The following is a 24,952-nucleotide window of genomic DNA, read 5'->3' as shown; positions in this document are numbered from 1 at the left end:
CATTACAGCGTAAAATACGCGTTTGTGTTTTGGTTAGGAAGCGTATTCTGTGCAGAGTCATTTAAATGTAGACCACCTCGTTTTGGCGCGTGATCGTCATCGTTTAAATCGACTACGAAAAGGCAAAGATGCCAATCCAAAGCAATATCAGGAATTATTTGAAAAATCTAATTTAAAAGTGTTGGAGCGTGCACAGCGCATTCCCAACATTAAGTTGAATCAAGATTTACCTGTGACTCAATCTGCCGAACAGTTGATTACTGCAATTCAGCAACATCAGGTCATTATTGTGGCGGGTGAAACAGGTTCAGGGAAAACTACACAGTTACCACAAATTGCAATGTTGGCAGGTCGTGGTTTAACGGGGTTAATTGGTCATACTCAGCCACGACGTCTTGCTGCGCGTAGTGTATCGCAGCGTATTGCCGAAGAAGTTGGCGAAAAGTTAGGTGAGTCCATCAGCTTTAAAGTTCGTTTTAATGAACAGGGTTCGCAAGATTCAATTGTCCGTTTAATGACCGATGGTATTTTGTTAGCAGAGCTTGCCAATGATCGTTATTTAAATAAATACGACACCATTATTATAGATGAAGCGCATGAGCGTTCTTTAAATATTGACTTCATTATGGGCTATTTAAAGCAACTTTTGCCACGTCGCCCTGATTTAAAAGTCATCATCACTTCTGCAACTTTAGATGTGCAGCGTTTTAGTAACTATTTTAACGGCGCACCTATTTTTGAGGTCGAAGGTCGAAGCTATCCTGTCGAAGTACGTTATCGTCCAATTTCTGAATTAAGCATTGGTGGTAGTGATGATGATGAGTTTGATGACTTTGAAGAAAACTTGCCACGCGCAGTGGTGCAAGCGGTAGAAGAATGCTTTGCCGATGCACAGGAAAAAGGTCATCCTGAACATGCCGATATTCTAATTTTTGCCAGTACTGAACAGGAAATTCGGGAGCTGCAAGAAACCTTGCATAAGCATGGACCGCGTCATACTGAAATTTTACCGTTGTATGCGCGTTTGGCTTTGGCGGAACAACAAAAAATCTTTAATCCTTCAGGTGGTGGTCGTCGCATTATTATTGCCACCAACGTCGCTGAAACCGCACTCACTGTACCCAATATCCGCTATGTGATTGATAGCGGTTTTGCACGTATTTCACGTTATAACTATCGCTCACGGGTGCAGCGTTTACCGATTGAAGCAGTATCTCAGGCAGCAGCAAATCAGCGTAAAGGACGTTGTGGTCGTATTGCACCAGGCGTTTGTATTCGCCTGTATTCAGAAGAAGATTTTTTAAGTCGCCCAGAGTTTACTGAACCTGAAATTAAACGCACCAACTTGGCATCGGTCATTTTACAAATGCAAAGTTTGGGCTTGGGTACGCTCGAAGATTTTGATTTTATTGAGCCGCCAGATCATCGTTTAGTCAATGATGGTCGTAAACTGTTGATTGAACTCGGTGCGATGATTGAGAAGGGTAAAGCCCCTCTTTTAGATGGAGTGAGTAGCTCTGCTACACACGGGGATGACTCTAATCCCAATACTTCCGCTAAATCCAGCTCTAATAAAGGTGAGCTTCAAGGCAGCAGCTTAACCAAAATTGGTCAGCAAATGGCAAAAATGCCGATTGATCCAAGACTGGCACGTATGATTTTAGGCGGTGCGCATTTTGGGGTGTTAAATGAAGTCCTGATTATTGTAGCGGCATTGGCGGTACAAGACCCGCGTGAACGTCCTGCAGACAAACAAATGCAAGCCGATCAAAAACATGCTTTGTTCCGTGAAGCAGATTCTGACTTTTTATTCTATTTAAAATTGTGGGAAACTTTACACGAAAACCGTGATGGCATGAGTGAAAACAAACGTCGTACTTTTGCCCGTCAGCATTTTTTAAGTTGGTTGCGTTTACGTGAATGGAAGAAAACTCATGAACAATTGGTGGATTTGGCGCGTGGCTTAAAACTGTCGTTTAATGAGAAAAAAGCCAGTTATGAAAATCTGCATCGGGCGTTATTAACAGGGTTGCTTTCTTTTATTGCCAATAAAACCGATGAGCGCAATGTGTTTATGGCAGTACGCCAACAAAAAGCACGAATTTTCCCTGCATCGACTTTGCATAAAACCAATACACCGTGGGTCATGGCATTTGAGATGGTAGAAACTTCGCAAGTGTATCTACGCACCTTGGCAAAAATTGAACCTGAATGGATTTTATTGGCTGCACGTGATTTGCTGAAGCATCACTATTTTGAACCACATTGGTCTAAAAAAGCAGGCGTGGTGAATGCCTATGATCAGATTTCGCTGTTTGGTCTAATTATCGAGCCGAAACGTCCTGTCAATTACGAAAAGGTCGATCAGGAAGCCGCCCATGAAATATTCTTACGTGATGCTTTAACCACAGGCAACTTGGGCATTACCCCACCATTTTTAAAACACAACCTGCTTAAACTGGAAGAAGTGGAACGGGTTGAAGATAAATTACGTCGTCGTGATTTAGTGGTTGATGAAGAAACTATTTATCTATTTTATGCCGCCAAAGTACCTGTAGAAGTTGCAAGCCGTCGTTCCTTTGAAGATTGGCGTGCCACAGTAGAGCCGCAAAATCCACGTTATTTATTTGTGGAAGATGATGCACTTTGGCTGAATGATCGTCCGACCACGCAGCAATTTCCTGACTATTTGCGTAATGGTGAGCTGCGCTTGGCGGCCAGTTACCGTTTTGACCCCAGCCATGATGAAGATGGCGCAACCGTTAAAATTCCAGTGCAAGCGTTGGCACAGGTCGATGAAAATATCTGGTCGTGGGGTGTTCTGGGTTGGCGTGAAAATTTAATTGAAGCCTTGCTCAAGACTTTGCCTAAAGATAAGCGTCGTCATTTGGTGCCTATTCCAGACACAGCTCGAAAGTTGCTACAACGTGTTGATGCGGTAAATTTACGCGAGCACATTTTTAGCTTTTTGGCATTCCAGTTACGCGCAGAGCACATCACCGAAAAAGACTTTAGCTTTGAGCGAGTAGATGCGTATTTATTGCCGTTCATTAAAGTGTTAGATGAAAAAGGGCGGGTGATTGAGCAAGGGCGTGATTTATCTGAATTAAAAGCGCATTGCCGTACCGAAACTCACAGTCCAGTAAAACAGTTACACGGCGAATTCCAAACCTTCCCTGAACGATTTGTATTTGAAGCCTCGCAAAAAGTCACGGGCGTAGTGGTTAAGCAATATCAGGCGTTGGTACCAAGTAAAGCTTTTGCAGAACTTTCACAAAAAGATGAATCGGGTGTGGTGATTCAAACCTTTAATGATCAGCGCGAGGCGATTCATCAGCATCGTGAAGGGGTGATTCGTTTGCTGCATGTGCAATTAGGCGATTTATCACGGCAATTGAAAAAGCAAATTGCCAAACCATTGGCCTTGGCCTACTCACCTTTGGGTGATAAAGCACAACTTGAGCAAATGTTGATCTATGCGACCTTGCAAAGCATTATTTGTGACGTGCCAGTCAACTTGGAAGAGTTTCAAAACTTGCAGCTTGAGGTAAAAAAGACTTTTCTCAGTCATGGTCAAACCACGCTGCGTATCTTTAATGAAATTTATATTGCTTGGCAAGACATCCGCCGTCAGCTCCTTATGCTAGATGAAGCCGTGTTTGCCAAAAATATGGATGATATTGAAGATCAGCTGGACTTAATGCATCTGGCAGACTTTGTGTATAGCAAGCCTGTAGAGGTGTGGAGCGAATATCCGCGCTATTTGAAAGCGTTGTTATTACGTTTAGACCGCTTACCCAACAACTTGCAAAGAGACGATGCTGCCATCGCCCAAATTGACCCTTGGATGGACAAATTGTTTAAACACAAACAAGATGCCCGACTCAAGGAATTGTACTTTATGGTGGAAGAATTACGCATATCGCTGTTCTCTCAACCCATGAAAACCAAAATGCCAATTTCTGCAACTCGGCTGCAAAAAGTATGCGAAAAGCTCGGAATCAGTTAAGATATTAGTAATTTCTAGAAGGAGTTTTACATGGGCATTCGCATTACAGGTACTGGTCTTTATCACCCAGAAGATGTTATTACCAATGAAGAGTTGGTCGAAAGTTTAAATGCTTATGTGGAACAGTATAATCAGCTCAATGCTGACAAAATTGCAGCAGGTGAGCTTGAAGAACGTCGTGGCTCAAGTGCTGACTTTATCGAAAAAGCCTCAGGTGTAAAACGCCGTTATGTAGCAGAAAAGACAGGTATTTTAGACATCAACCGTTTACGTCCTAATTTGCGTGAACGTGGTGATGATGAAATTTCGTTACAAGCAGAATGGGGTGTAATTGCTGCAAAACAAGCCATGCAAAATGCAGGCGTCACCGCAGAAGATATTGATGTGGTGATTTTGTCTTGCTCAAACTTGCAGCGTGCTTATCCTGCGGTGGCGATTGAAATTCAAACTGCGCTTGGTATTCAAGGTTATGCCTATGACATGAACGTGGCATGTTCTGCTGCAACTTTCGGTATTAAGCAAGCGCATGATGCGATTAAAGCAGGCGCGCGTCGCGTACTGTTGGTGAATGTCGAAATTACATCAGGGCATAACGATTACCGCTCACGTGACTGTCACTTTATTTTTGGTGATGTGGCAACCGCTTCAATTTTAGAAGAGACAGATACAAAAGCAGGTTTTGAAATTTTAGATATGAACCTGTTCACCCAGTTCTCTAACAATATTCGCAATAACTTCGGTTTCTTAAACCTAAGTGAAAATGCAGATATTGATGATAAACGCTTCCATCAGGATGGCCGTAAAGTCTTTAAAGAAGTCTGTCCGTTAGTGGCTAAAATGATTACTGCGCAATTGGAAAAAAATCAGATTGCACCAACCGATGTGAAGCGTTTCTGGTTGCACCAAGCCAATGCCAGCATGAACGAACTCATTTTGAAATTGGTGGTTGGTAAAGAAGCAGCACAACCAGGTTTAGTACCTATTATTTTAGATGAGTTTGCCAATACTTCTTCGGCAGGGGTAATTATCGCTTTACACCGTACTGCACACGAAGTCGAAAACGGTGAATATGGTGTCTTGTGTTCATTTGGCGCAGGCTATTCAGTTGGCGCGATTTTGGTACAAAAACGTGATGCTGCATAAGCTTTGCCAAACCGTATAAGATCAGCAAACGCCTAAGTACAGGTATTAAAAAGTTCCTTCTCCTTCGGGAGAAGGCTTGGATCATCCGCGATATTCTCTTCACACAGACACATACAGAATAAAAACATCGAAAAACTTTATGAAAAATAATGCTTAGGTTAAGATGGAGCATCTTTTAATAGACCTATTTTGAAAACCTATGCAACCATTTGTTCTATATAACTCAGAGCAACGAAAAAAAGTTGAATTTGTTCCGCGTAAAGAAGGACATATCGACATGTATGTCTGTGGTATGACGGTTTATGATTACTGTCATATTGGACATGCGCGGGTCATGGTTGCATTTGACTACATCATTCGCTTTTTGCGCAGTCAAGGTTGGAATGTGAAATATGTACGCAATATTACTGACATTGACGACAAAATTATTAAACGCGCCAATGAAAATGGCGAGAGTATTCAAGCTTTAACAGATCGTTTTATTCAAGCCATGAATGAAGATGCGGCAAGCTTAGGTTGCGTTGAACCTGATGCTGCACCACGTGCTACTGAATATATTGATCAAATGCAAAATATGATTGGTAATTTGGTCAATAAAGGCACGGCCTATCCTGCAAGTAATGGCGATGTTTATTTTCAGGTTGAAAAATTTGACAAATATGGCCGTCTTTCAGGTCGCAAGCTAGAAGATATGCAGGCAGGCGCGTCTGAACGGGTTGATGTTGAAGTCGATAAAAAGCATCCATTTGACTTTGTTTTGTGGAAACATGCCAAAGAAAATGAACCATCGTGGGCTTCGCCGTGGGGCAATGGACGTCCAGGTTGGCACATTGAATGCTCTGCCATGTCTACTTGCTGCTTGGGCAATCATTTTGATATTCATGGTGGTGGTTCAGACTTGATGTTCCCACACCATGAAAATGAAATTGCTCAGTCTGAAGCATCGACAGGTGAACAATATATAAATTATTGGATGCACGTTGGCTTTATTAATGTCGATGGCGAAAAAATGTCAAAGTCATTGGGTAACTTCTTCACCATTCGTGATGTGATGGAAAAGTTCCATCCTGAAGTGATTCGTTACTTTATTGTGTCATCGCATTATCGTAGCCCTGTAAACTTCTCAGATGTGGCACTCAAAGAAGCTAAAACTGCTTTATCACGTTTCTATCACTCATTTAAGGCTTATCAACAAGCGTATGGTACGCTAACGGTTGAGCAGTTAGATGAGGCATTGGTTGAGCGTTTTAATACTGCAATGCGTGATGACTTTAATACCGCCGAAGCAATTGCAGTGCTGTTTGAAGTCAATAAAGAACTAAACCGTGCGGTAAAAGAGCAGAATGCAGATCAGGCAGCAGTGTATTACTCGACCTTGCGTCATTTGACCAATATTTTAGGTTTGGTACAGCATGATGTCGATGAATTCTTGAAGTCTGATATTGGTCAGGACGCTTTGGGTCTATCTGAACAAGCCATTGCAGACCTCATTCAGCAACGTCAGGATGCGAAAAAAGCCAAAGACTTCGCCCGTGCCGATGAAATTCGTCAATCTTTGCTCGATCAAGGTGTAGTCTTGGAAGATACTCGTCAAGGTACGGTGTGGCGTCGTGCTGATTAATTGAGCGTTTGGAGGCATAGAGAGTTGACAGTTGTATGAAATTCTCTATAATTCACTTCCATATTGCGGGAATAGCTCAGTTGGTAGAGCACAACCTTGCCAAGGTTGGGGTCGCGAGTTCGAGTCTCGTTTCCCGCTCCAAAATTTTTAAAAACGCTTATCAAAAGATAAGCGTTTTTTTATGGCTGTTTGTTATGCTCGCTTACAGTCAACTTTATAGATGATCTATAAATTTTGAGTGTTCGTATCGAAATATACTTGTGAAGTGACTCTATCTACACCTTTGAATGAATAAAAATAAATCACCTAAGCTTAAAACTTGGTTGGTTTTCGCTTGAAACAAGCGTCAAAAAGCCATTCAGATAAAACAGCATACAATTGAACAAGAATTTAAGAATTATCCCGAATAAGCTAAAACAAAAAACACACGCAGAATCAAAGTGTAGAATTGCATAGATATGCTAAAATTGCGAAAATTAAATGTACTTCAATAAATCGCCTTATTGAGGTATAGAAAACACTCAATTTAAGTTGGACGTTGAATGCCAAACATGTCAAATACCATTGATTTCCAATCTGTTGCCTTAGACACTTTAAGAATAGAAGAACAAGCATTACAAGTCTTGGCCACGCAAATTGATCAGCGTTTTAGCCGTGCCTGCGAAATTATGTTGCATTGTAAAGGGCGTGTTGTGGTCACAGGTATGGGAAAATCAGGTCATATTGGTCGTAAAATGGCTGCGACTTTTGCCTCTACAGGTACGCCATCTTTCTTTATGCATCCGGGTGAAGCAGGGCATGGGGACTTGGGGATGTTGGTACGCGGTGATGTTTTAATTGCTATCTCCAATTCAGGCAAAAGTGATGAAATTATGATGTTGATGCCACTCATCAAACATCTAGAAGTTCCACTGATCACCATTAGCGGTGATGATCGTGGTCCAATGCCACAAAATGCTGATGTCGCTTTGACATTGGGTAATATTCAGGAAGCTTGTCCACTTGGCTTAGCACCCACCTCAAGCACTACAGCAACCTTAGCACTAGGCGATGCGCTCGCGGTGGCTTTACTCGATGCACGCGGTTTTACTGCCGATGATTTTGCTCGCTCACATCCTGCGGGAGCTTTAGGAAAGCGTTTGTTATTGCATGTGAAACATTTAATGCATACAGGTACAGAATTACCTAAAGTTGCACCAGATACACCCATGAATAAAGTGTTATACGAAATTTCAAACAAGCGTCTAGGTTTAACTACAATTGTCGATGAAAATGATGTCTTGTTGGGCATTTTCACCGATGGTGACTTACGTCGTTTAATTGATAAACAACAGGGCTTTGATGTGAATTTACAAGTTGGGCAAGTGATGACGCAACATCCTGCAACGATTTCACAAGAAGCACGTGCAGTTGAAGCTTTAGAACAATTACGTGACCGTAAAATCAATCAGTTTGTAGTGGTGGATGATGCTAATAAAGTCATTGGTGTGATCAGTATGCATGACTTGATTCAAGCAGGGGTAAACTAAACAATGGCATCTTATATTTTATTAGAGCAAGCACGTCATATTGAAGCTTTGGTTTTAGATGTTGATGGAATTCTAAGTGATGGTTTTGTGACCTTAACCAACAGCGGTGATGAAATTAAATCATTCGATATTCGGGATGGTTTAGGCATGAAACTGGTGCAACAAGCAGGTGTTAAAGTCATTATCATCACAGGGCGTAAAAGTCATATTGTAGAAAAACGCATGTCTGATTTAGGTGTAGATTTGGTCTACCAAGGACGTGAAGATAAAGGCACTGCATTGCAGGAAGTCTGCGAAAAGTTGGGTTTATTACCAGCAGACTGTCTCTATATGGGTGATGACTGGCCCGATCTTTCTGCATTTTCGATTGCAGGTATGAAAGTCACAGTGCCAAATGGACATATTGAAGTGCGTCGTCGTGCCGATTTAGTCACTCAGGCCATGGGTGGGCGCGGTGCGGTACGTGAAATCTGCGATATGATTTTAACTGCAAAAGGTGTGTACCAAAGCTTACTTGAAAAATATCTCAGCATCCCTCATTAATTAAGTCATATATTCAAAGGTTTGAGTTACAGCCCCACTTATGGATACTAAAGTTTTATATGTTACTGCGATTGCAATTGCAGCTGTAAGTGGTGGTTATTACTATTACAGCGGTAAAGGCAAGAAACTGGAAACTGACGCTGCCCGCTCTATGACTTATACGGCAGAGCAAATTCATCTCACCCAAACAGATGAGCAGGGCAATTTATATGTGCGTGCACAAATTGATCGTTTAGAGCAAGATATGCAGCAAAAGACCTCTAAGCTGGAAAATTTAAATGCTTCGATGTACAAAGCAGGTGAGGTCGATGCTACGTTCTATGCCAAGCAGGCACAAGGTTTTAATGACAATGAAAAAGTAGTGTTATCAGATCAGGTTTTGGCAACCAAGTTACTCAAGCAAGGCAAGCTTACGCTTGAAACTGCTGAACTAAACGTGTTTCCCAAAACACGTGAAATTAATACTGATAAGCAGGTGGTGGTACAGTCACCACAAGCAGATTTTATCAGTCAGGGTTTAAAAGCCAATTTAAATGACGGCCAATACGAATTTTTTAATATTCGAGGAAAGTATGAACCATAAAACTAAGCTTACCGCGTCTAAAACGTTGATAAAACAAGCAGTACTTGTAGGCTTGGCGGTGCTTTCATCGGCAGGTAGTTGGGCAATTCCTTCTGACCGTAATCAGCCAATTAGCTTGGTGGCAGACCGTGCAACCTTTAGTGAGCGTTCAGGTGTGACGACCTATACGGGCAACGTGATTATTGAACAGGGCACCATGAAGCTACAGGCAGACTCTATTGTTGCCAATTTGAACAGTAAAAAAGAAATCAGTGTAATTACGGCTACAGGTAGACCTGCACAATTTCAGCAAAAAACCGATCCTGCCAAAGGTCTAGCGAAAGGCCAAGCGCAGAAGATTGTTTACAATGCAGAAACAGGCATTATTACCTTATCGGGTGGTGCGCTTTTAGAACAAGATGGTGCCAGTATTCGTGGTAATACCTTGCGTTATAGCATGAACAAAGGTGATGTTGAAGCAATTGGCACACCAAATAAAACAGGTTCTGATGCGGGTCGTGTCAAAATTGTGATTCCACCATCAAGCTCAAAATCATTCCCAGGAGCGCGTGATTAATGGATCAAAGCAGTGCAACACAGGACAGCACACAGCGCGGTCAGCAAATGCTATATATTAAGCATTTAGCAAAAAACTACAATAAGCGCTGGGTAGTAAAAGACGTTTCATTTGAAATGAAAAGTGGTGAAATTGTAGGTTTACTAGGGCCGAATGGTGCAGGGAAAACCACCAGTTTCTATATGGTTGTGGGCTTGGTGCGTATGGATAAAGGCGAAATCCATTTAGATCAATTGGATTTGTCTGATCTTGCGATGCATGAACGTGCACGTAAGGGTATTGGTTATTTACCCCAGGAAGCTTCTATTTTCAGAAAATTGACCATTGCTGAAAATATTATGGCAATTTTGGAAACCCGCAAAGATTTAAACAAACAACAACGTCAGCAGCGTTTGGCTGAGTTGTTGGCAGATTTTAAAATCACACACATCAAAGATTCATTGGGGATGAGTGTGTCAGGTGGTGAACGTCGTCGTGCTGAAATTGCACGTGCTTTGGCCGCAGACCCTAAGTTTATGTTGTTAGATGAACCGTTTGCAGGGGTTGATCCCATTTCAGTCGGTGATATTAAAGATATTATCCGTACCTTAAAAGATCGCGACATTGGTGTATTAATCACCGACCATAACGTGCGTGACACTTTAGCTATTTGTGAACGTGCTTATATTGTTAGTGAAGGCTCAGTGATTGCTGAAGGAACTCCACAAGAAATTCTGGAAAATGAAACCGTACGTGAAGTGTATTTGGGTGAAGACTTTTTTGTCTAAAAATTAGAATGGTTTTCTTTTCGTTAAAAGATGACTTTTTAATCCTGATGAATACACTATCTACTCAACCTTCTATCGAAATCCGATAGAAGGTTTTTTCATGTCGGTTGTGATCTAAACACGTTATAATCTTCAGGTTTTATTTATCTGGTTATTTGTCTGGATTGTTATGCCTTTTACCATTGCTGCGCCAATCACTTTTGAAGAAGAAATTAAAAAAAGTCGATTTCAAGCCATCGCAGTGCCTGTAGACAATGAGCAAGCAGTAAAAACCTTCCTAGAACAGCAACGTGATCCATCGACCACACATCAATGCTGGGCATGGAAAATAGGGCATCAATTACGCTTTAATGATGATGGTGAGCCTTCGGGCACAGCAGGTCGCCCAATTTTAGCCACGATTGAGGGAAATGAGCTGACCAATGTTTTGGTATTGGTTAATCGTTGGTATGGCGGTATTAAACTGGGTACAGGCGGTTTAGTGCGTGCTTATGGTGGCTGCGCTGGGCAATGTTTGGCCTTAGCAGAAAAAATAGAACTAATTGAGAAAAAAATGGTGCAATTTGCCTGTCAGTTTAATGAATGGGCAATTTTACAGTATGAGTTGAACAGTCAGCAGATTGAGTACAGCGAAGACTACACCGCCGAAGGCGTGTTAGTAAAGGCATTCATGCAAGTCGATCAAATAGACCCTTTAAAACTAAAATTACAAGATATTAGCCGTGGGCGTGAACAACTCAAAATCCTTGAGGATGATCAAGATGACTGAAGCAAATTCACCTGATCCATTATCGAAGTACCGTGAGCAGCATAAACACCGTTTAAACTACATGCCGTGGTTATATTGGTCATTAAAACCTAAACATCGTGTATGGGCAGAAGCTTGGCAGCAGGAATATCAAGCTTATTTAATGGCAATGGAAACGGTGGAGATTGGCAAAAACTGTTTTATTTCCCCTTTGGCACATATTTTTGCAGAGCCGGGGCGTAAAATCAGTATTGGCGATAATACCTTTATTGCAGCCGATTGTACTTTGCATGGCCCTTTAGAAATTGGCAATGAAGTCGCGATTAATCACCACTGTATTTTAGATGGTGGCAGAGTTGGAATTAAGCTTCATGATCAGGTGCGTATCGCAGCATATTGTCATTTATATGCATTTGATCATGGCATGGCTTTGGATCAGCCCATTTATCAGCAAGCGGTGCGTTCACAGGGCATTGAAGTTGGTAAGGATGTTTGGTTAGGTGCGCATGTTGGTGTTAAAGATGGGGTGAAGATTGCGGCACATGCAGTCGTTGGTATGAATAGCATGGTCACCAAAGATGTTCAGGAGCGGGAAATTGTGGTAGGAAACCCTGCCAAATTGATTCGTTATCGTGAGTAAATACGATGCAGCAAGGCTAAATCTTTAAACTTCATTACATTTTTTCATGTCCCTGCAACACGAGTTGTGTTAAGTTAAAAATAACAACTAAAAAATAGCCTGCAAAAGGCAGTAAGAGAGGCAATAATGAAACGTGTAATTGCTTGTATTGATTCTTCGCCTTGTATTAATGCGCTTGCTGAAGCTGCTGCGTGGATTGCAACACAAACTCAACGTGAATTGGTGTTATTACAAGTTTTGGATTATTACCCCGCCAGTTATCATTTGGGGGAAATTAGTGGCGTGATTGGTTTTGAAAGTAATGCCATGTTACTCAAAGAATTAGCCGAATTAGAACAAAAACAAAGTGAATTAGCACTCGATTATAGCAACAATTTATTGCAGCACATTTCCAGTATGATTCAGGAAAAGTTCGGCATTGTACCTACCCACATTCAAGAAAAAGGCGACTTTTTAGAACAAAGTTTTAGTGTGCTGAACGAAGAAGATATTGTGGTGATTGGACGTGTGGGCGAGAAATCTGCTGAACGCAATAAGGCATTAGGCAGTAATGTCGAAAACTTTATTCGTGGTGCAAATTGTACTGTGATGACTGTCGGAGAGCATTTTAAAGCACCAAACCGTTTTATTTTTGCTTATGAATATTCCCCAACTTGTATCAAAATGATGAAGCGAATTGCACAAAGTGATTTGCTTAAATTATTGCAATGTCATTTGCTCTATGTCGGTGATCACCCAGAAGTTTTAAATGAACCTGCAGATTTTTTAACTTCAGCGGGTTTAGATGTGGTGGTTGAATATCGTTATGGCGATGTGGCTGAAAATATCTTAGATTATCAACGTGAACATGGTATTCAGTTGATTGTACTGGGGGCATTTAGTCACAGTAAAATTCACCAATTTTTCTTGGGAAGCATTACCACCAATATTTTCCGTAACTCAACTGTTCCTTTGTTGGTGGCAAAGTAAAAATCGTAAATGATTCAAAAAAGATCATTTCAAAAGATTGTTTAGTTGAACTGATGTAAATGCTTGCTGACTGTCCATGGTTATCCGCATAATTTGTGGATAACTGTATGGACAGTATATGTAACATTATAATATATAATGTAAAATTGCTTTAGGTTGTTTTTTAACCTTGTGTGGACTTTACTTTACAATCGCTAAAGCAAAGCCATCATGTCCTTTGCTGCCTACAGTTTGTAATGCTGTGCACGATAAAATTCGCGAATGATTTTGCATGGCTTTGAACATGTCACGAATCCCTTCAATGCTTGGTTTGTGATTGTCAGGATTTAAAATTTCCCCTGCACGAATTACATTGTCTAAAAAGATAATTGTACCTGAGCGTGAAAGTTTAAGACTCAGTTCCAAATATTCAGGATAGCTTTGTTTGTCGGCATCAATAAAAATAAAATCAAAAGCTTCAGTATCTTCTGGCAGAGCTTTTAGAATTTCTGCAGCACGACCAACTTTTAATTCAACCTTTTGTTTTAATTGAGCGCGGTCAATATTTTCCTGTCCCAAAGCTGCATGGGTATCACGTCCTTCAATCGTGAGTATATAACCATCTTCAGGCAGCGCACGTGCTAGCCACATTGTGCTATAAGCTGCGAATGTGCCCAATTCCAACACACGTTTGCATTGATTCATTTGAATGAGCATTTGTAGCAACATGCCCTGATTTGCCGCAACTGCAAGGTGATCTGGAAAACCTTTGGCATCGGTATTTTCTAAAGTTTGCGTCAAAATTGGGTCTTCGGGAATTAAATGTGATTCGATATAGTGATCGATATCCGTCCACATTTGTTGCATAGCGTGCTCACCTTTGTTGCGATGTGTGCATTGTAAACTTTTCTGCTCAGAGTGCAATTTATTCGCGGAATGGAGCAGGTGATAATCTATTTCGCAATAAAAAAAGAGGTCAATTTGACCTCTTTAGGATTTAATTCTAAACAACACTGAATTAGAAATTACACATTGATGAATGGCGGCTTAAATCTGGCCCCCAAGTTCGATAACCTTGTGTATCAATATGAATTTGTCCTGAAGCGTATAAGCCTAAGCCCATGTTTAAACTTTGACCATATTGCTGCCAGAACTGACACAGTCTGTATTTGGTACTTTCAATATAGGCATAGTCTTCGGCATTCGGGAATTGTGGCCCAATTCTAAAATCAATGGCTGAGTTAAATAAGTGACGCGATGAGTTCGCACCACCTGCACATTGATTCAGTGGTAAATCTCGATAGACAGAAGTGACTTCAAAATCAGTTAAGACTTTAGAGGCGACCAAATATTTAAATACACGCAAGGTAGGCACCTGATTTTGCCACAATTCACGACTTGGAATCATAAATTGCGAACGTCCACAGCGTTGCCAGTCACGTGCGGTACGCATTAATTCAAAACTTGGAATAATATTGCCAACACCGTTGTGTTCCAAGAAGCGTTCATATTCACGAACTTGGCGTAAATTGTCACTCACTGCCACCCATGCATTATACGAATACGGCACAATTTTAGGTGCTACCTGACGCTCATAGGTGATTTTTTCTTGAGGAATGAAAATTCGTTTTCCATCGGGCGTGGTGATCGTTGTTGTTCTGTTTGGGGTTGAACTACAAGCAACCAAGATAACGGGAACAATGCTGAACGAAAACAGCGCCTTGAAAAATTTCTTCATTAGGCAAATCAGATATTTATTTAAAGTGGCAGTATTCTAATCGAAAATGCTGGTTAAAATTTGAAAATATTGCAATCAAATGTGTGTTTTAGGTATAAAAAAAGATCAGCACAGGACTGATCTTTTTCACAACAAGACGAACTTACTTTTCTAAGTATTGTAATTTGTCTGGTTTGCCATTCCATTCTTCACGATCAGCAGGTTGATCGCCAATTTGTGTAATGTTTGGCCAAGTCTGTGAAAGTTCAGCATTTAGCTCGATAAACACTTCCTGACCTTCTGGTAATTCATCTTCAGAGAAAATAGCGTTGGCAGGACACTCTGGTTCACATAATGCACAGTCGATACATTCGTCTGGATTAATGACAAGGAAGTTCGGACCCTCGTAGAAGCAGTCTACAGGACAAACTTCAACGCAGTCTTGATATTTACATTTAATACAGTTTTCAGTGACAACAAATGTCATGGCGACAGCTACCTAAAAATATGGTTCTAATTCAGAATAGTCTATTTTAGGCAAAAATCACTACAACTAACAATCGCTTTTACTGATATTTGATATAGACAGTGCTGCTAAATTTGATAAAAGGGGGATAAAACCATCAAAAAAACTTATAAATGACAAAGACTCTCAATTGAGAGTCTTTGTTTAGCTCAAATATTTTAGAAATAACAGCGGCTAAGCGTTCAATTGTTCCTTTAAAGCATACAATTGTTCCAGCGCTTGTCGTGGCGTTAAATTATCGACATCTATACTGCATAATAAATCTAAAGCAGGTGATGGTTTTTCTACCTCGATTACACGTTCAATCACTTCTGGTTCAGCTGAGCTTGTTGCTGGTGCAAATAGGTCATCTTGAACGGCTAAATTGACATTTTTGTGCTGCTGTTTTTCTAAAATTCTTAAACGGTTTTGCGCTTCTTTAATCACATTGGCTGGAATGCCTGCCAATTTTGCCACTTGCAAACCGTGACTTTGGCTTGCAGGACCTTGTTGAACTTTGTGCAAGAGAATCAGGTTGCCATTCATTTCTTTGGCGGTTACGTGGTAGTTATCCACCCCAGATTCTTTGCTTAATTCGGTCAATTCAAAATAATGCGTTGCAAATAGGCATAAACATTTGATGCGTTTGCTTAAATCCAACACACATGCCCATGCCAAAGATAAGCCATCGTAGGTACTGGTTCCGCGACCAACTTCATCCATCAGCACCAAAGACTGTGAGGTTGCATGGTGTAAAATTTGTGAAGTCTCAGTCATTTCGACCATAAAGGTCGATTTACCTGTCGATAAATCATCGGCAGAACCAATACGGGTAAACACGCGATCAATAGGACCTAATACGGCTGTTTGGGCAGGCACATAACTACCACAATAGCCAAGTAGGGCAATGAGTGCGGTTTGACGCATATACGTTGATTTACCGCCCATATTCGGGCCAGTAATAATTGCCAAACGATGATTGTAGTCGAGTAAAGTATCATTCGGTGTAAAGGCGGTTTTACTCAAGGCCTCAACAACAGGATGACGTCCTGCAGTAATTTTAATTCCAATTTCAGGGCTATATTCAGGGCGTGCCCAATTGCGTAAACGTGCTTGATGGGCAAAGTTTGCCAATAGATCAATTTGTGCAATCGCGCTGCTCATCATTTGTAATTGAGCAATGTCTTGGCGTAATTCATCCAATAGCATTTCAAATAGCATCTTTTCACGGGCTAAAGCACGGGACTCGCTAGACAGGACTTTATCTTCAAAACTTTTTAGCTCTGGGGTGATGTAGCGTTCTGCATTTTTTAAAGTTTGACGACGGATATAGTGTTCAGGTGCTTGCTCGGCTTGGGCGCGAGTGAGTTCAATGTAGTAACCACTGACACGGTTGTAGCCAATTTTTAACGTTGGGATACCGCTTTCTTGGCGCTCTTTGACTTCTAAATCAATCAGGAATTGCCCCGCATGATCACGGATTTTGCGTAGTTCATCGAGTTCACTGTCAAAACCCTCTGCAATGACATTGCCATCACGTAATAGTACAGGTGGGTTTTCTACAATTGCCTGCATCAGCCGTTGATGCAGTCCATGAAAATCGCCCAGTTCTTCATTCAGGTTTTGAATGAGTGCGGATTGTTGTGCAGAAACAATGGGCTGTAAGGCATGACGCAAATAGGGAATTTGCGCACAGGCCTGACGTAGTTGTACCAAATCACGTGGGCGTGCGCTACCGAGTGCGACACGACTCAGCACACGTTCAATATCACTAATTTCTTTCAGTACCAAACGCACAGGCGACTCATGGTAACCTTGTATTAAGGCTTGAATTGCATCCAGTCTTGCATCTAACAATGCCGTGTCACGCAAAGGTTGCATCAAGGTACGACTCAGTAAACGGCTACCCATGGCAGTTTGGCAATCGTTAATCAGTTGGAATAAAGAAGTGCCGTGTTCAAATAATGGTTCAACCAATTCCAAATTACGTCGGGTCACAGGATCAAGCGCAATAAAATCGCTGCTTTGTTCTAATTGAATACTGCGAATATGTGGTAAAGCCGTTTTTTGGGTTTCTTTGGCGTAGTGTATTAACGCTGCCGCTGCTGCTTTGGCTAAGGGCAAATGATCAATACCAAAACCTGAAAGTGACGATACAGCAAATTGATCACAAAGCGTTTTTTGTGCATTGTTCAGGTTGAAATCGACATTTGGGCGTTTAGTCACAGGGCAGTCAAGCTGCTTTTTAACCTGTTCAATAATATTCGGATCGACAATATCTTCATCGACCACAATTTCGCTTGGCATTAAACGAGAAAGTTCAATCGCGAGTTGTTCAGGCAAATAATCCATTTGCTGAACTTTAAAAATCCCTGCACTTAAATCCAGCAATGCGATACCAATTTGGTTTTGCTGTAAGCATAAAGAGACCAAGTTGGAAGATTGATAACTGTTGAGCAAGGCATCATCAGTGAGCGTGCCTGGGGTGATAATCCGTACTACTCCACGCTCTACAGGACCTTTGCCTGTCACCTCGCCAATTTGCTCACAAATTACCACGGTTTCGCCTTTTTTGACCAAGCGAGCGAGATAACCTTCAGCAGCATGATATGGCACGCCCGCCATTGGAATAGGTTTGCCACTAGTTTTACCACGGTGGGTGAGGGTAATGCCTAAAAGTTTGGCAGCTTTGTGTGCATCATCAAAAAATAATTCGTAGAAATCGCCCATGCGATAGAACATTAAAGAATGTGGATGTTCCATCTTCACCCGTAAGTATTGCTGCATCATAGGTGTAAGTGATGATAGATCAATACCTGAATTTTCTATGTTCATCTAATAAAAATACCTTTAAAAATAATGAGTTCTTCAATCATAATCATCTGCTTACATTCCTATTGCTGCTTAGGGGTAACGAGCAAGTCTTAAGGAATCCAATGCATAAGTATACCTTTTAGTATACCTTTTATTGGTGTATCTTATTTAAATCCTATCAGCATATGCATGCTGAAAAATCTGAGGGTGATTTTAGCAAAATTACCGAGTGCGAAAAGGTTAGAAGAACTATATGACTGTAAAAGATCCTACTTATACAAAAAAAGTAGCGTTAACTGCTCGAGCTATTGAAAAAATGAAACCTGAAACTTTCTTAGTAGATATTGGTGAAAATGAAGGGTTAAGAGTTAATAAGGGGAAAACAGGTCTGACTTCATTTTCTTATCGCTTCAGAAGTCCTATTGATAACTCGTTAAAGAAAGTAAAAATTGGTATTTACCCAGATATGTCATTGGCTGAAGCTAGATTAGAGCTTCAAAAGATGAAGATCAAACGCAGAGCAGGTATTTGCCCAAGTCAGGAGCTAAAAGATCAGAAGGAACAAAAAAAGATTGAGCAAGAAAAACGAGATGAAACAAATGCCCAATTTACAGTCAAAGAATTGATTGATTTATATTTAACTAATGTAATTGAAGACCGTTATGTTTTAGATAGTAAAACAGGCAGTAAGAAGTTGATTCCAGGAGCGAGAAAACGTAAAGGACAAGATGAAGCTAGAAGAACACTATACGGCGATGCGGTTAGAGTATTAGGACATATAGCAGCTGATCAAGTGACGCGAAAAGATGTCGTAAATATGATTTCTAAAATTATTGAGCGTGGGGCAAATGTTCAAGCTGGGCGTGTACTAGCAGAATTAACGTTGGCTTATGACTACAGTATAGGATTGGAAAAATTTAAGGATGATTTTGCAAATCCGGCACTTTTGGCTAAATCGAGTTTAAAGCAAAGCAGGGTGAAGTTAACACACAAAAAGGGTAGCCGAGTATTATCAGATAAAGAAATTAAAAAAGTATTGGAATGGCTTCCAACATCAGGTTTCTCAGAAAAAGTTAGGCATATTCTTAGAATTACGTTATGGACTGGGTGCCGTACTGGGGAAGTTTGTGAGTTGAAATGGGCGGACATTGATTTTGAAAAAAATACGTGGCATTTAAAAGGAAGCAAGAATGGTACGGATAGGTATGTCCAACTTTCTAAACAATGCCTTGAATATATAAAAGCATTATCTCGTGAGTCGGACTTTCTTTTTGAATCAAGTATTAAAGGTAGGCCAATTACCCAGAAAATTCTTACAGTGTATAAATGGCAAATGCGACATCCTGAAAAACTTTCATACGCATTACAGCCTGAACAATTGTGGTTGTCCGAAATTGAGGATTGGAGTCCGCACGATTTAAGGCGGACTGTACGTACTGGTCTATCTAGGTTAAGTTGTCCTGCAGAAATTGCAGAAGCTGTATTAGGGCATTCAAAAAAAGGAATACAAGGTACTTATAATTTGCACGCGTATGAAAAAGAATGTGCGGAATGGTTACAGAAGTGGGCCGATCATTTGGATGCTTTATAAGATAAAAGAGAGCCTCTGGAAGAGGCTCTTATCTTTATATGTTACAAAAATCTTTTGAAATATTGTTCAATAGAGTTTTCATTGGAAAACCTTTCTTTAGTGAGTAAATTCTCGACCATACTAATATTATTTACCTTAATAGTTTTTGGTGCGTTTTGCCCTAAAGTGATCAATTTAATCCAAAGCTGTTGATGTTCTTCATAGCATTTTTCAAGATGGCCGGACAGGGTTGTGATTTTATTGAGGGTAGGATCAAAAAACTGTATTTCATGATCAGGCTTGAGAGATTCCGAGTTTGAGAGAGTTGATCCTTTATTACCTATTAATTTCGTAGATTGATTTGGTTTAGATGAATTGGCGAAGTTCATTAAAGTTATAAAGATAAAGCGAATACCATAAAAAAGCACGCTAATGAAGAAAAAGAATACTGCAATCCAAAAAATAGCTTTTAACACGATTGACCCCTCTAATAAATTGATAAATTTTGTTATGCTAAGATAAATAACAAATGAGTTTTAAAAAAATGATATCTAACAAGTTCCCAGATGTGATTTTTGTCGCATCAAATGAAATGGTGGAAGAGTTATTTGAGAAAAAATATCCTAAATTGGTAAAGGAGTCTGAACCGAAAATAGATGGATTCTTTTCTAGATTTAATCAGAAATTTGATGAAAGTACTAGTCTGACAATAGGGTTGATAGGAGCAAGTATTCATAAAGCTACAAATAAAGAAAGCACTAAAGACGTTTTAACACATGCTGAAGAAATTTCAGCAGAGTTGATGAAACGTAACAATAATAAGAAAGTGAAAAATACAAAGCCAGCTCTTGTTTATAGCGTTGAAGATAAAGCAAGTATTATTTTGAAAGGGATGAAACTTCCTACTGAAGTAATTTATGTATCTTTAGAAGATGCAAAAAAATTAAAAATTCCCAAAGAAGATAAGGTGACTGAAAATAGCTTTTTTATCAAGCATCCTCATATTAAAGACCTTTACATTAGACCAGAAAACTTCCAAATCGAATTAGCAAAAGCAAAAGAAAATGTATATATCCAATTAGCAATAGCTTTTGGTGCTAAAGAAATTCGTTTAGTGACTAATTCCCTTAATCATTCAAATAAAAAACTAAAATCAAATATTCCCTTACCTCAATACGGGCTACTAAGTGGCTTTGATGTGTCTTTTGATACCACTACAAATCAATATCGATCAACAGTAAGAGAATTTGATCCAACTGATCATGAGCCGTATATTCCAAGTGATTTACAGGAGTGGGTAGATCAAGATATGGAATTGCAAACTATGTGGGATGGTAGAAAAGATGGTAAACGGCAAAAGACACATACCATGAAATTACATTATTTTAATGATACGAATGGTAGTGTACAAGTCGCTGTATCTTTACTTAATATTTTGAAACAGGAATTTAATGCGAAAATGACGCAACAAAAATTTGAGGCAACAACAGTTTTACTTAAGATTGATTATCATTAATAATAGCTGATATTGCCTAATAAGACCCATCTTTGATGGGTCTTTTTTTATGCCACTTTTTCTACAGTTTGCCTGAGAGTGTTTGATATGGCGTAACTATTTTCTGGATATTCCGAGTTTTCATCTAGAGGGTAAAACTCATCGATGACATCAGCATCTTCTTCAGAATTAATCTCAAATACAGCATTGGCAAAACCTCGTCTGGCGATATAATCTACAGCCTCCTGATAAAATCCTGCCTGCTTGCTCTGCTCATCAATTTGCTTGGCTTGAGTAATGGCATCATTGAGACTAATCCCATCCCTTAAAGTTAGATCCACGTAATACACCGGCTGACGATAGCTTTGTGTGGTGCTTTTGCCTCTTAAAGTCAGTTGCAAAGGCAAGCAAGAGAGTAAACCTCCTGAAGCTGCGTGGTAATAACTCAGCCGTGCAGCCAAAGTCCGAATACTGTTAAAGCCCGTAGTTCTAAAGATGAAGGTGCCAAACTCATCCGAGTCATCCAGGTTCACATGTAAACGTCCATAAGGTTTACAGTTGCCGCCTTGTGCCAGAGAACATAAATCTGGTGATGGACAGGGATGTTGCTCGACCCCTTGACTGGTTAAACGCTGGCAGGTTTCACCATTGCCGACACAGACTGGCCGTCCAGTCTGTCGGTCAAACAAGCTATACTCCGCGCGTAAGTTCAGATCAGGATCATTAAAGATCATTCTGACAGGGATTGAGCGTAGCTTTTGATTGAGAGTATTGGCTCGAAGCTGTTCATCCAGTGGGTGTTTCACCCATCCTTCTTTGCTTTGAATTTGGGACGTAATGGTGAATTGATCATCTTTTTCAGGTAGGCGTTTGCCATTCTTTTCTACTACCCGACCAATACTGATACGCCCTAGAGCTGGTGGTGTAATCGCTAAACCTTTAATCATTTTATTTTCCTCAATTTGATTTTGTACAGATCATCCAGCTTTATGTAGATCACCTGATTCAAGAAATATGTATATAGCTCGCTACAAAAAGCCGCGACCGTTTGCCCTCTATTCCTAGCGAATGGAGGGCGGGGAGCGGTTTTTGCGCCTCGCTATTTGAATGGGCTGAAATAGGCTTAGTCGGTATAGATATTGAAACGACGACTGCCTGGCTTTTGAAGGGGGTAAAGCTCAATGAGTTCAGGCTGGTGCTGAAGCAATGCCTTGGTATTCAGACTGATGGAGTCCTTGGCTTTCTTCCACAACACAGAACCATGAGCAAAGGTGGCTCGCTCAGCATCTTTCATCAGCATTTGGATTTGATGCTTCAGCTGGTCAAAGCGTTCCTGCTTATGCTGAATCTCTTGCTTCATTTTGATGAGTTGATCGAACATCAAATTGGCATTTTCATTTTGCGAGAGATCTTCAACGCTTAGTGGGATATGCGCTGGATAGAGTTGCTGAATCGCTTTGGCTGCGGATTCACTGGCATCTACAGATGGCGGAGTATCCGTTTCTACACACTCCCAGAAATAACGCTCTGCCTGAATGATGTGTTGAATCACTGATTCAGACCGTGTCACTTTGAAGATTTTGGTTTCATGCCCACAGATCAGAACACAGACATGTGCAGCCTGTTTGCCTGTTACCGCAAGTTGGTGCTGCACCTGACACAGCACGTATAAAGGCACACCATCTCGCCATAGTCTGGCACCATGTTCCCCAGCTGTTTTACATTCCAGAATCTGCACGTCATCGCTACCCACGACCGCATAGTCCAGATTTGCCAACATAAACGACTTATCGGGATCGGGATGCTGAAGCACGGCATTGACTCGTCTCACTTTATTATTGGTATGCAGGCTGTAGTATTCCGCTACCAGTGGCTCTAGCTGTTTACCCCAATACAACGGTGCAACGCCTGAGCTGTCATCATCAACGTTCTGCTGAGTTCGACCAGTTTTAATCATCCACAGTTCCAGCATCGACATATAGGGATTCAATCCACATGCGGTTGCGGCATCACTACTGCCAATGCCTTGCTTACGCACTTCTAGCCATTCTTGGTAATCCATATTTTTAGTGTTGGCTAAACGTTTGGCTGTCGCTGTTCGTTTAGCTGCGGTATTTGATTCATTCATCTCATTCGGAATTGGGAAATGAGGGAGTTGAGAGGTATTTATCGGTGCAATCTGATTCATGCTCTGATCCTTATAAATATTGAGTTCTGTAAAATTTTCGGCATAAAAAAAGCCACATCTGGAGATGTGGCAAAAGGGGGTTTTCACTGGAGAAGGATCATCTGCATGACCCTTGACCATTATTGTAATAGCACTGGCTTAAATGAAACTTAAACCACTAAGCGAAGCGCCTGTTCTAGTCCACGCTGCTTTAACGCAGCACCTGCACCAAACCAAGCAGAGTCCAGACGATGATCGGTACTCATGGCACGACGTTCATGATCGGCAAACTCTGTAATACTGCACAGTAAACCGTAGGCGGTATCTTTGGCTGAGCTGAGTTCTGCACCACGTCCTTGCCCATTAAACATATCCATGACTTTGGCCATGGCACGTCCATTCGGTTCAGGCTTTTCTTTGGCTGGAGTTGGAGTAGCCATATTGCGATAGAACTGAATAATGTTCTCTTCCTGATCTGCAACACTCATGCTGGTATTGTTAAACACTGCATCAAAATAAGCAGCTGCTTCTCCTTGAGTGACTTTACGTTGAGTCAGCTGCTTCATTTCATACATGTGTTCATCCCAGGCACGAACTGAAATACCCAATTGCTGTTTGACCTTATCAGCATCAAACTTGGTACTGTGTGGCACTTTCACCACACCTGCACTGCTGCTTTGTCCACGTAGGGCAATGGCTAAGGTGTTATTGCATACCACTCGGATATTGGTGAATTGTGCCGTGGTAGCCAAAGTACCGTCACAGGCAGTTGCTAGCAGAATATAGCCATTGCTGACATCCTTGCCCTTGAGTGCCGTAGATTGTCCGGTACGTGCTAAAGCCCAGAACTTCTTACCACCTTTGAGTACACCTGCGGTTTCCAGCTCAAAGCCAGATTGCTCAGTCAGATCCCGGTAGAACTCCAGAATCTCCATCGGTTGCACTTCCTGATAACGCTGACTGACCACAGACAAGGGAGCATGAGTATCGGAACGATACAGCACTCGCTGTTCTTCATACGGCATGATGATGCTTTGCCCACGTTCATTCTGTGCCATGTAACTGACATTCGAGGATTCGATGCGCCAATCCATACCTGCTTGCTGGGCCCAGATTTCAATCGGCTGATTCTGAGTGAGTTGATTACCTAAGCCATGCCAAGGGGTATCACCGACATAAGCCATTTGTTCAAGTTGATGTGCCATATTTATACCTATTATTGTTAATTGATTTGAAAAGTTAAATTGCAGTCATTACAGGTGTAAGACTTCTCGTTTTGTACGAAAGGAGATCCAGAATGCTTATGTAAATAATAATTAAGTACATAGCCTAAGCTGGCTCCTGTAATTTCTCCAATTACAGGAGGAATTCTGTAAGCTTTAGCTAATTCTTTGCCAATGAAGGTAAGTGTTGATTGTGACCAGAGTGGGCTTGGAGCTTGGTTAGATCCTTTTGGAGCTAATCCAAGAAAAGTTATTTCTTCACTATGACAAGCAGGGCAAGTCGTCATATGGACACCTTTAAAAATGAAAAAGGCCTGCTAAGCAGACCTGATGGGTAATTATCGTTTTTGTGATATATATTTGAAATATATTGG

Annotated in this window: 22 protein-coding genes and 1 tRNA gene; 14 read left to right on the top strand and 9 right to left on the bottom strand. The window is 40.9% G+C overall.

Going from position 1 to position 24,952, the window contains the following annotated elements; translation table 11 throughout:
- Nucleotides 1-49 precede the first annotated feature (49 nt).
- The 12 genes from C3Y93_RS04185 (at nt 50) to C3Y93_RS04130 (ending at nt 13,108) form a co-directional block, all read left to right on the top strand.
- Nucleotides 50-4,009: a DUF3418 domain-containing protein gene (locus C3Y93_RS04185; protein WP_104852164.1), complete on the top strand. Its 3,960-nt coding sequence runs from the start codon at nt 50-52 to the stop codon at nt 4,007-4,009.
- 30 nt (nt 4,010-4,039) lie between these two features.
- Nucleotides 4,040-5,152: a beta-ketoacyl-ACP synthase III gene (locus tag C3Y93_RS04180; RefSeq protein WP_104852163.1), complete on the top strand. Its 1,113-nt coding sequence runs from the start codon at nt 4,040-4,042 to the stop codon at nt 5,150-5,152.
- Between the two features lie 199 nt (nt 5,153-5,351).
- Nucleotides 5,352-6,773, top strand: coding sequence for a cysteine--tRNA ligase (gene cysS, locus C3Y93_RS04175; RefSeq protein WP_104852162.1), 1,422 nt, complete (start codon nt 5,352-5,354; stop codon nt 6,771-6,773).
- 65 nt (nt 6,774-6,838) lie between these two features.
- Nucleotides 6,839-6,914, top strand: a tRNA-Gly gene (locus tag C3Y93_RS04170).
- Nucleotides 6,915-7,324: 410 nt separating this feature from the next.
- Nucleotides 7,325-8,302, top strand: a complete 978-nt coding sequence (locus C3Y93_RS04165) for a KpsF/GutQ family sugar-phosphate isomerase (RefSeq protein WP_004973067.1) — start codon at nt 7,325-7,327, stop codon at nt 8,300-8,302.
- A 3-nt stretch (nt 8,303-8,305) separates the two neighbouring features.
- Entirely contained in the window at nt 8,306-8,845 is a 540-nt protein-coding gene (locus C3Y93_RS04160) for a KdsC family phosphatase (RefSeq protein WP_104852161.1), read from the top strand.
- A 40-nt stretch (nt 8,846-8,885) separates the two neighbouring features.
- Nucleotides 8,886-9,428, top strand: coding sequence for an LPS export ABC transporter periplasmic protein LptC (lptC, locus tag C3Y93_RS04155; protein ID WP_104852160.1), 543 nt, complete (start codon nt 8,886-8,888; stop codon nt 9,426-9,428).
- Nucleotides 9,418-9,984: a lipopolysaccharide transport periplasmic protein LptA gene (gene lptA, locus C3Y93_RS04150; RefSeq protein ID WP_104852159.1), complete on the top strand. Its 567-nt coding sequence runs from the start codon at nt 9,418-9,420 to the stop codon at nt 9,982-9,984. Before lptC ends, lptA begins: the two co-directional genes overlap by 11 nt.
- Nucleotides 9,984-10,751 (top strand): LPS export ABC transporter ATP-binding protein, encoded by a 768-nt coding sequence (gene lptB / locus C3Y93_RS04145; RefSeq protein ID WP_104852158.1) that lies wholly within the window; start codon nt 9,984-9,986, stop codon nt 10,749-10,751. Before lptA ends, lptB begins: the two co-directional genes overlap by 1 nt.
- A 169-nt stretch (nt 10,752-10,920) precedes the next feature.
- Nucleotides 10,921-11,520 carry an IMPACT family protein gene (locus C3Y93_RS04140; RefSeq protein ID WP_104852157.1) on the top strand — a complete coding sequence of 200 codons (600 nt, stop codon included), beginning with the start codon at nt 10,921-10,923 and terminating at the stop codon, nt 11,518-11,520.
- Entirely contained in the window at nt 11,513-12,139 is a 627-nt protein-coding gene (locus C3Y93_RS04135; protein WP_096900924.1) for an acyltransferase, read from the top strand. Before C3Y93_RS04140 ends, C3Y93_RS04135 begins: the two co-directional genes overlap by 8 nt.
- A gap of 126 nt (nt 12,140-12,265) precedes the next feature.
- Nucleotides 12,266-13,108 (top strand): universal stress protein, encoded by an 843-nt coding sequence (locus tag C3Y93_RS04130; RefSeq protein ID WP_096900923.1) that lies wholly within the window; start codon nt 12,266-12,268, stop codon nt 13,106-13,108.
- 180 nt (nt 13,109-13,288) lie between these two features.
- On the opposite strand, the gene C3Y93_RS04125 is transcribed toward C3Y93_RS04130, so the two are convergent.
- The 4 genes from C3Y93_RS04125 to mutS all read right to left on the bottom strand — a co-directional run bounded on the left by C3Y93_RS04125 (nt 13,289) and on the right by mutS (nt 18,144).
- A complete protein-coding gene (locus C3Y93_RS04125) occupies nt 13,289-13,954 on the bottom strand; it encodes an O-methyltransferase (protein ID WP_004973089.1) in 666 nt (221 codons plus the stop codon).
- A gap of 151 nt (nt 13,955-14,105) precedes the next feature.
- Nucleotides 14,106-14,825, bottom strand: a complete 720-nt coding sequence (locus C3Y93_RS04120; protein WP_004973092.1) for a D-Ala-D-Ala carboxypeptidase family metallohydrolase — start codon at nt 14,823-14,825, stop codon at nt 14,106-14,108.
- Between the two features lie 142 nt (nt 14,826-14,967).
- Nucleotides 14,968-15,291 (bottom strand): ferredoxin FdxA, encoded by a 324-nt coding sequence (gene fdxA / locus C3Y93_RS04115; protein WP_004973093.1) that lies wholly within the window; start codon nt 15,289-15,291, stop codon nt 14,968-14,970.
- A 213-nt stretch (nt 15,292-15,504) separates the two neighbouring features.
- The gene (mutS, locus tag C3Y93_RS04110) at nt 15,505-18,144 is read right to left on the bottom strand and encodes a DNA mismatch repair protein MutS (RefSeq protein WP_104852156.1); all 2,640 of its coding nucleotides are present in this window, start codon (nt 18,142-18,144) and stop codon (nt 15,505-15,507) included.
- Between the two features lie 232 nt (nt 18,145-18,376).
- Between mutS and C3Y93_RS04105 the strand changes: the two genes are divergently transcribed.
- Complete coding sequence (locus C3Y93_RS04105; RefSeq protein ID WP_104852155.1) at nt 18,377-19,714, top strand: tyrosine-type recombinase/integrase; 1,338 nt, start codon at nt 18,377-18,379, stop codon at nt 19,712-19,714.
- A 41-nt stretch (nt 19,715-19,755) separates the two neighbouring features.
- Here the strand turns inward: C3Y93_RS04105 and C3Y93_RS04100 are convergent, their stop codons facing one another.
- Nucleotides 19,756-20,169: a hypothetical protein gene (locus C3Y93_RS04100; RefSeq protein WP_104852154.1), complete on the bottom strand. Its 414-nt coding sequence runs from the start codon at nt 20,167-20,169 to the stop codon at nt 19,756-19,758.
- A 53-nt stretch (nt 20,170-20,222) separates the two neighbouring features.
- Here C3Y93_RS04100 and C3Y93_RS04095 point away from each other — a divergent pair, with 53 nt between their 5' ends.
- Nucleotides 20,223-21,209: a hypothetical protein gene (locus tag C3Y93_RS04095; protein ID WP_104852153.1), complete on the top strand. Its 987-nt coding sequence runs from the start codon at nt 20,223-20,225 to the stop codon at nt 21,207-21,209.
- A 47-nt stretch (nt 21,210-21,256) separates the two neighbouring features.
- Here C3Y93_RS04095 and C3Y93_RS04090 read toward each other — a convergent pair whose 3' ends face one another.
- The 4 genes from C3Y93_RS04090 to C3Y93_RS14265 form a co-directional block, all read right to left on the bottom strand.
- A complete protein-coding gene (locus tag C3Y93_RS04090) occupies nt 21,257-22,135 on the bottom strand; it encodes a hydrolase or metal-binding protein (RefSeq protein ID WP_104852152.1) in 879 nt (292 codons plus the stop codon).
- A gap of 176 nt (nt 22,136-22,311) precedes the next feature.
- A complete protein-coding gene (locus tag C3Y93_RS04085) occupies nt 22,312-23,376 on the bottom strand; it encodes a YqaJ viral recombinase family protein (protein ID WP_104852151.1) in 1,065 nt (354 codons plus the stop codon).
- A gap of 149 nt (nt 23,377-23,525) precedes the next feature.
- Nucleotides 23,526-24,560 carry a DUF932 domain-containing protein gene (locus C3Y93_RS04080; RefSeq protein WP_104852150.1) on the bottom strand — a complete coding sequence of 345 codons (1,035 nt, stop codon included), beginning with the start codon at nt 24,558-24,560 and terminating at the stop codon, nt 23,526-23,528.
- 17 nt (nt 24,561-24,577) lie between these two features.
- Nucleotides 24,578-24,865 (bottom strand): hypothetical protein, encoded by a 288-nt coding sequence (locus C3Y93_RS14265; protein WP_158660386.1) that lies wholly within the window; start codon nt 24,863-24,865, stop codon nt 24,578-24,580.
- Nucleotides 24,866-24,952: the final 87 nt, after the last annotated feature.

Source organism: Acinetobacter sp. SWBY1 (assembly GCF_002946595.1).
Lineage (GTDB): Bacteria > Pseudomonadota > Gammaproteobacteria > Pseudomonadales > Moraxellaceae > Acinetobacter > Acinetobacter towneri.
Note: the sequence above shows the minus strand (reverse complement) of the source record. Positions and strands in the feature narration are given on the sequence as shown.